The sequence below is a fragment of the Kluyvera georgiana ATCC 51603 genome (assembly GCF_001654985.1).
Taxonomy (GTDB): Bacteria; Pseudomonadota; Gammaproteobacteria; order Enterobacterales; family Enterobacteriaceae; genus Kluyvera; species Kluyvera georgiana.
In genome coordinates this window covers 109,403-116,588 of the sequence record NZ_LXEU01000081.1, presented here as the reverse complement: position 1 = coordinate 116,588, position 7,186 = coordinate 109,403, and the positions used below count along the sequence as shown (strand labels likewise).

Below are 7,186 nucleotides of genomic sequence, written 5' to 3'. Positions count from 1 at the left end.
GGCAACCTCGGCCAGCGGCGCGCTGTCGCCGTCCATACTGAACACCCCTTCCGTCACCACCAGCTGTTGCCCCTCAACGGGGGCAGCCAGCAGCCGGGCAAGATGTTGGACGTCGTTATGCTGAAAACGCCGCAGCTGCGCGGGACTCAGGGTTGCGGCCTCCAGCAGCGAAGCGTGGCTCAGGCGGTCGGCGACGATACGATCCTCGCGTCCGGCCAGGGCGGCAATCACCGCCTGGTTGGCGGCAAAACCGGAGATAAACAGCAGCGCGCGCTCATAGCCGAGCCAGTCCGCCAGCTGTGCTTCCAGGCGCAGATGCGCCTGGTGGTAACCGGTGACATGCGCGGAGCCGCCGCTGCCAACGCCGTAACGTTGTGCCCCGTCCTGCCAGGCGCGAATCACCTGCGGGTGCTGGCTAAGGCCCAGATAATCGTTGCTGGAAAAATTGCGGTAACGGCGTCCTTCGCACGTCAGCCAGCGCCCTGCCCCCTGCGCCAGCGGCTGGCGCTGACGAAAGGCCTGCGCTTCACGGCGTTCGGCGACGGCACGGTCGATTCGCTGCTGCCAGCTCATACCGCCGCCGCGTTGTAATAATCGTCTGTATCCGGCGTCATCAGCGCCTGCTCGAGACGCTGCTGCTGCTCGTTGTCTCCGGCGGTGACCGTGGTTTGCTGCGGGTTCAGCCCCAGCTTGCGGAACAGCTGTAAGTCTTTATCTTCTTCCGGGTTTGGCGTCGTCAGCAGCTTGCAGCCGTAGAAGATAGAGTTAGCGCCCGCCATAAAGCACATGGCCTGCGTCTGCTCGTTCATCTGCTCGCGCCCCGCGGACAGACGCACGTGCGAGGTCGGCATCATGATGCGCGCCACGGCAATCGTGCGAATAAAATCAAAGGCATCAACGTCTTCGTTATCGGCCAACGGTGTACCTTTCACCTTCACCAACATGTTGATCGGCACGCTTTCCGGCGGCGTCGGCAGGTTGGCCAACTGGAGCAGCAGACCGGCGCGGTCGGTGACCGTTTCACCTAGCCCGACGATGCCGCCGGAACACACTTTAATCCCGGCTTCGCGCACTTTATCCAGGGTATCGAGACGTTCCTGATAGCTGCGGGTGGTGATGATGTTGCCGTAGAACTCCGGCGAGGTATCGAGGTTGTGGTTATAGTAGTCCAGCCCCGCCGAGGCCAGACGCGCCGCCTGGCTGTCGGAGAGCGTCCCGAGCGTCATGCAGGCTTCAAGCCCCATCTCTTTGACGCCCTGCACCATCTGCTCAAGATACGGCATATCGCGCTCGTGCGGGTTTTTCCACGCCGCGCCCATACAGAAACGCGTGGAGCCCGCCAGCTTGGCTTTGCGCGCCGACTCCAGCACCTGTTCTACTTCCATCAGACGCTCGCTCTCCAGCCCGGTTTTATAGCGTGAACTCTGCGGGCAGTACTTACAGTCTTCCGGACAGGCGCCGGTTTTAATCGACAGCAGCGTACTCACCTGTACCTGCTGAGGGTCAAAATGTTGGCGGTGGACCTGCTGCGCTTCAAACAGCAGTTCCAGCAGCGGTTTTTCGAAAAGGGCGGTGACCTGCGACATTGTCCAGCGTAAAGGGTGAGCCATTGGCTTCTCCGGGGGTTTTGTTAATTTTCGGTTCGGTTTATACTCGTAAACCTAAAACTTTTCAAAATGGTTTACAAGTCGATTATGACAACGGACGATCTCGCCTTCGATAGCCGCCATATCTGGCATCCCTACACCTCCATAACCGCACCGTTACCGGTTTATCCGGTGGTTTCCGCCGAGGGCTGCGCGCTTCAGCTTGCCAGCGGCGAGCGTCTGGTCGACGGCATGTCCTCCTGGTGGGCGGCGATTCATGGTTACAATCACCCGCGTCTGAACGCGGCGATGAAAACGCAGATTGACCAGATGTCGCACGTGATGTTTGGTGGGATAACCCACCCTGCCGCGGTGGCACTGTGCCGGAAGCTGGTGGCCATGACGCCCGCGCCGCTGGAGTGCGTGTTCCTCGCCGATTCCGGGTCGGTGGCGGTTGAAGTGGCGATGAAGATGGCGCTGCAGTACTGGCAGGCCAAAGGCGAGTCGCGTCAGCGTTTCCTCACCTTCCGTAACGGCTACCACGGCGATACCTTCGGCGCGATGTCGGTCTGCGATCCGGATAACTCCATGCACAGCCTGTGGAAGGGGTATCTGCCGGAGAATCTGTTTGCCCCCGCGCCGCACAGCCGCTTTGACGGTGAGTTCGACGAGTACGATATGGTGGCGTTTGCCCGCCTGATGGCCGCTCATCGCCACGAGATTGCCGCGGTGATCCTCGAGCCGGTAGTTCAGGGCGCGGGCGGCATGCGGATGTATCATCCGGAGTGGCTCAAACGCATCCGCAAGATGTGTGACCGCGAGGGGATCCTGCTGATTGCCGACGAAATTGCCACTGGTTTTGGCCGTACCGGCAAGCTGTTCGCCTGCGAGCACGCGGGGATCAGCGCCGATATTCTGTGCCTGGGTAAAGCGCTCACCGGCGGTACGTTGACGCTGTCGGCCGCCGTCACCACGCGCGAGGTGGCGGAAACCATCAGCAACGGCGAAGCGGGCTGCTTTATGCACGGGCCGACGTTTATGGGCAACCCGCTGGCCTGCGCGGTGGCGACGGAAAGCCTGGCGCTGCTGGAAAGCGGCGAGTGGCAGATTCAGGTGGCCGCCATTGAGCAGCAGCTTAAGCGCGAGCTGGCCCCCGCCGCCGACGCGCCGCTGGTCGCCGATGTGCGCGTGCTGGGCGCGATCGGCGTGGTCGAAACGCGTTACCCGGTCAACATGGCGCAGCTTCAGCGATTCTTTGTTGAGCAAGGCGTCTGGATTCGACCATTTGGCCGCCTGATCTACCTGATGCCGCCGTACCTGATTACCCCGCAGCAGCTGACGCGTCTCACCCGCGCGGTGTGCCTCGCGGTTGAACAGGAAACATTTTTTATCCAATAAGCAGCGGTAATCTGCCGCACTAACCGCTACACTCCTTTGTTAATCAGTAGATTAACAAAGGAGGCAGTTGATGAAATTAGTCAGCCACGACCTGCGTGACGGCGAGAAACTTCCCCAGCGCCAGGTATTCAATGGGATGGGCTACAACGGGGAAAATATTTCGCCGCATCTGGCCTGGGACGATGTGCCAGCCGGAACCAAAAGCTTCGTTGTGACCTGCTACGATCCGGATGCACCGACCGGCTCCGGCTGGTGGCACTGGATTGTCGCCAACCTTCCGGCCGACACCCGCGAGCTGCCCACTGGCGCAGGCTCCGGCCTCGTTGGCCTACCGGTCGGCGCGCTGCAAACCCGCACCGATTTTGGTAAAGCAGGCTACGGCGGCGCAGCGCCGCCAAAAGGCGAAACGCATCGCTATATCTTTACCGTCCACGCGCTGGATATCGACAAAATCGACGTTGACAAAGGCGCCAGCGGCGCGATGGTGGGCTTTAACGTCCATTTCCACAGCCTCGGCAGCGCGAGCATTACCGCACTGTTCAGCTAACCGCCCGCCAAACGTATTCAGCCCTGCCGGGAAACCGTGCGGGGCTTTTTTATTGCAGATGTAATTTTCTAACGAAAAAAGGGCCGATGGGAAAAGTAGAAGGGGCAGGTGAGTCTGGCGCAAAAATAGCTTGTGAATGAGATCACAATTTAAAAACAAACACGCCAACATAAAAGGTGATTTCAATCACAAAAAGTAGCGAAACAGGGCGGGGAATTTAACGTTGTAGCAGACTTACAGCCTATTTATGTGATCAATATCACCATAAATACCCTATAACACCGCTCTTGATAGTGATACGCATCACAAAAAACCCTCGGGGTACGCGAGACGAAAACGGCGTGATAGAGTCGATTTTGCATACAGAACGACTGGCTGGTTTTTGGCGAAACCAGCACAACTATTACGCGCGCAACATCTGACGCGCACCACGAGGGGTGTTTTTATGTTATCACCAGATATCAAGGTCAAGGTACAGAATTTTGGCCGCTTCCTCAGCAATATGGTGATGCCCAATATTGGCGCATTCATTGCCTGGGGTTTAATTACCGCACTGTTTATTCCTACCGGCTGGTTGCCGAACGAGACGCTGGCTAAGCTGGTCGGCCCAATGATCACCTATCTGCTGCCGCTGTTAATCGGCTATACCGGGGGTCGTCTCGTTGGCGGCGAGCGCGGCGGCGTGGTCGGCGCGATCACCACCATGGGGGTGATTGTCGGCGCCGATATGCCGATGTTTATGGGCGCGATGATCGCCGGTCCGCTGGGCGGCTGGGCCATCAAACGCTTTGACCGCTGGGTTGATGGGAAGATCAAAAGCGGCTTCGAGATGCTGGTCAACAACTTCTCTGCCGGGATTATCGGCATGCTGCTGGCGATGCTCTCCTTCCTGGCGATTGGGCCAATGGTGGAGCTGCTGTCGAAAGCGCTGGCGACCGGCGTCAACGTCATGGTGCAGAACAACCTGTTGCCGCTGACCTCTATTTTTGTCGAGCCGGCCAAAATCCTGTTCCTCAATAACGCCATCAACCACGGTATCTTCTCACCGTTGGGTATTCAGCAGGCGACGGAAACCGGTAAGTCTATCTTCTTCCTGATTGAAGCTAACCCGGGTCCGGGTCTGGGGATCCTGCTGGCGTACATGTTCTTTGGCAAAGGCAGCGCGAAGCAGTCCGCAGGCGGCGCGGCGATTATTCACTTCTTCGGCGGGATTCACGAAATTTACTTCCCGTACGTCCTGATGAACCCACGCCTGATTCTGGCGGTGATCCTCGGCGGGATGACCGGCGTCTTTACCCTGACGCTGTTCAACGCGGGCCTGGTCTCTCCGGCTTCTCCGGGTTCTATTTTTGCCGTCCTGCTGATGACGCCGAAAGCGTCGCTGATTGGCGTCGTGCTGTCTATTCTGGCCTCCACGCTGGTTTCCTTCCTCACTGCGTCGATGCTGCTCAAACGCGTTCGCGTGGGTGATGAAGAGAGCAACGGTCTGGCGGAAGCCACCCGTCGCATGCAGAGCCTGAAGCAGCAGTCAAAATCCGGCGCTAAACCGTCCGGCGAGCTGCCACAGCCCGCTCCGGCGCTGGATTTGGCGAAAGATCTGCACCACGTGCGTAAAATCATCGTCGCCTGCGATGCCGGGATGGGCTCCAGTGCGCTCGGCGCGGGCGTGCTGCGTAAAAAGGTAAAAGATGCCGGTCTGAGTCATATTTCAGTGACTAACTGCGCCATCAACAGTTTGCCGGACGATGTCGATCTGGTGATCACCCATCAGGATCTTACCGAACGCGCCATGCGTTTTGCACCGCAGGCGATGCACATGTCGCTGAGCAATTTCCTCGACAGCGGCCTGTACACCGATTTAACCACCCGTCTGCTGGCCGCTAAGCTGCCGCCTGCGGCGAACGACAGCCGCCTGATTAACCAGACGATTATCGCCGCCAACGACGATGCATTCGCGCCCGGCGAGCGCGAGGAAAACCTGTTTAAGCTCAGCGCCGATAACATCTTCCTTAACTTAACCGCCGACACCAAAGAGCAGGCCATTCGCTTTGCCGGTGAAATGCTGGTCTCCGGCGGCTACGTCGAGCCAGATTACGTCGAGGCCATGCTGGCGCGTGAAGCCCTGACAACCACCTACCTCGGAGAATCTATCGCCGTTCCGCACGGCACCGTAGAAGCCAAAGACCGCGTGCTGCGCACCGGGATCGTGATTTGCCAGTACCCGCAAGGCGTACGGTTCGGCGATGAGCCGGACGATGTTGCTCGGCTGGTGATCGGCATTGCCGCCCGCAACAACGAGCACGTGCAGGTTATCGCCCGCTTAGCCAACGCGCTGGATGATAAGGACGTGATCGAACGTCTGACGCAGACCACCAGCGTGCAGGAGATTTTACAGCTCCTGTCCGGCGAGCAGGCGGCATAAGGCGACGGGGCGTACCGCCCCTGATACGGAACGTTTTTTCGAGGTAACAGTCATGAAAGCAATTCATTTTGGCGCAGGGAATATCGGTCGCGGCTTTATTGGTAAACTACTGGCGGACGCCCAGGCGGAGCTGACCTTTGCCGATGTCAACCAGCCGCTGGTCGATCAGCTGGCGCATCAGCAACATTATCAGGTCAACGTGGTGGGGGAAAATGCTCGCGTTGAGCAGGTCAATCGCGTCAGTGCCATCTACAGTAACAGCCCGGATGCTGTCGCGCAGATTGCCCAGGCCGATATCATCACCACCGCCGTTGGCCCGCAGGTGCTCAGCAAAATCGCCAGCACGCTGGCCCAGGGATTAATCGCCCGCTTTGAGCGCGGCAACCACCAGCCGATGAATATCATCGCCTGTGAAAATATGGTGCGTGGCTCCAGCCAGCTTAAGCAGCATGTGCTGCAATCGATGCCCGCCGAGCTGCACGGCTGGGTGGAAGAACACGTCGGTTTTGTCGATTCGGCGGTCGACCGTATCGTGCCGCCGGGGGCCGCGGCGAACGACGATCCGTTGGATGTCACCGTCGAGACCTTTAGCGAGTGGATTGTTGACCGTACCCAGTTTAAAGGTGCGTTACCGGACATCGCCGGGATGGAACCCACCAGCAATCTGATGGCTTATATTGAACGTAAGCTGTTTACCCTCAATACCGGCCATGCGATAACCGCCTATCTTGGCCAATTGGCAGGCTATCGGACCATTCGCGATGCCATTCTCGACCCGGCGATACGTGAAGCAGTAAAAAATGCCATGCGCGAGAGTGGCGAAGTACTGATTCAACGTTACGCCTTCGATCCCCAGCAGCATGCTGCCTATATTGATAAGATTCTGACCCGCTTTGAGAATCCTTATCTGCATGATGAGGTGGAACGCGTAGGCCGCCAGCCGCTGCGTAAATTGAGCGAGAACGATCGCTTAATCAAGCCGCTGCGAGGAACGCTGGAGTACGGGCTCCCCAATCGCCACCTGATTATCGGTATTGCCGCCGCCCTGCATTATCGCAGCAACCAGGACCCGCAGGCGCAAGAAATGGCAAACCTGCTGGCGGAAAATGGGGTAACAAGCACGGTCATTGAGGTTTGTGGCCTGCAGGATCGGCCAGAGCTTGTCGCCCAGATAGTGAATGTGTATAACGCCATGCAACGTAAAGAATGATGTAACACCCATAGCTGGGCGCG

At 58.5% G+C, this 7,186-nt stretch carries 6 protein-coding genes; 4 read left to right on the top strand and 2 right to left on the bottom strand.

Features of this window, described 5'->3' with window-relative positions:
• Both M989_RS20645 and bioB read right to left on the bottom strand, forming a co-directional pair.
• A partial coding sequence (locus M989_RS20645; RefSeq protein ID WP_157093584.1) for an aminotransferase class I/II-fold pyridoxal phosphate-dependent enzyme occupies window positions 1-573 on the bottom strand: 573 nt, incomplete at its 3' end.
• The gene (bioB, locus tag M989_RS20640) at window positions 570-1,610 is read right to left on the bottom strand and encodes a biotin synthase BioB (protein WP_064548403.1); all 1,041 of its coding nucleotides are present in this window, start codon (window positions 1,608-1,610) and stop codon (window positions 570-572) included. The genes M989_RS20645 and bioB, both read right to left, overlap by 4 nt.
• Window positions 1,611-1,694: 84 nt before the next feature.
• On the opposite strand from bioB, the gene bioA reads away from it, so the two are divergent.
• The 4 genes from bioA to M989_RS20620 all read left to right on the top strand — a co-directional run bounded on the left by bioA (window position 1,695) and on the right by M989_RS20620 (window position 7,163).
• Complete coding sequence (bioA, locus tag M989_RS20635; protein WP_064548401.1) at window positions 1,695-2,984, top strand: adenosylmethionine--8-amino-7-oxononanoate transaminase; 1,290 nt, start codon at window positions 1,695-1,697, stop codon at window positions 2,982-2,984.
• Window positions 2,985-3,054: 70 nt separating this feature from the next.
• On the top strand, window positions 3,055-3,531 hold the full coding sequence (locus tag M989_RS20630) for a kinase inhibitor (RefSeq protein WP_064548399.1): 477 nt from the start codon (window positions 3,055-3,057) through the stop codon (window positions 3,529-3,531).
• 445 nt (window positions 3,532-3,976) lie between these two features.
• The gene (locus M989_RS20625; RefSeq protein ID WP_064548397.1) at window positions 3,977-5,953 is read left to right on the top strand and encodes a PTS mannitol transporter subunit IICBA; all 1,977 of its coding nucleotides are present in this window, start codon (window positions 3,977-3,979) and stop codon (window positions 5,951-5,953) included.
• A gap of 52 nt (window positions 5,954-6,005) precedes the next feature.
• Window positions 6,006-7,163: a mannitol-1-phosphate 5-dehydrogenase gene (locus tag M989_RS20620; protein WP_064548395.1), complete on the top strand. Its 1,158-nt coding sequence runs from the start codon at window positions 6,006-6,008 to the stop codon at window positions 7,161-7,163.
• The last annotated feature ends 23 nt before the right edge of the window (window positions 7,164-7,186 follow it).

Excerpts from the sequence above, each read along its gene's own strand:
- bioB (WP_064548403.1), bottom strand. The coding sequence starts at position 1,610 with ATGGCTCACCCTTTACGCTGGACAATGTCGCAGGTCACCGCCCTTTTC.
- bioA (WP_064548401.1), top strand. The coding sequence starts at position 1,695 with ATGACAACGGACGATCTCGCCTTCGATAGCCGCCATATCTGGCATCCC.
- M989_RS20630 (WP_064548399.1), top strand. The coding sequence starts at position 3,055 with ATGAAATTAGTCAGCCACGACCTGCGTGACGGCGAGAAACTTCCCCAG.
- M989_RS20625 (WP_064548397.1), top strand. The coding sequence starts at position 3,977 with ATGTTATCACCAGATATCAAGGTCAAGGTACAGAATTTTGGCCGCTTC.
- M989_RS20620 (WP_064548395.1), top strand. The coding sequence starts at position 6,006 with ATGAAAGCAATTCATTTTGGCGCAGGGAATATCGGTCGCGGCTTTATT.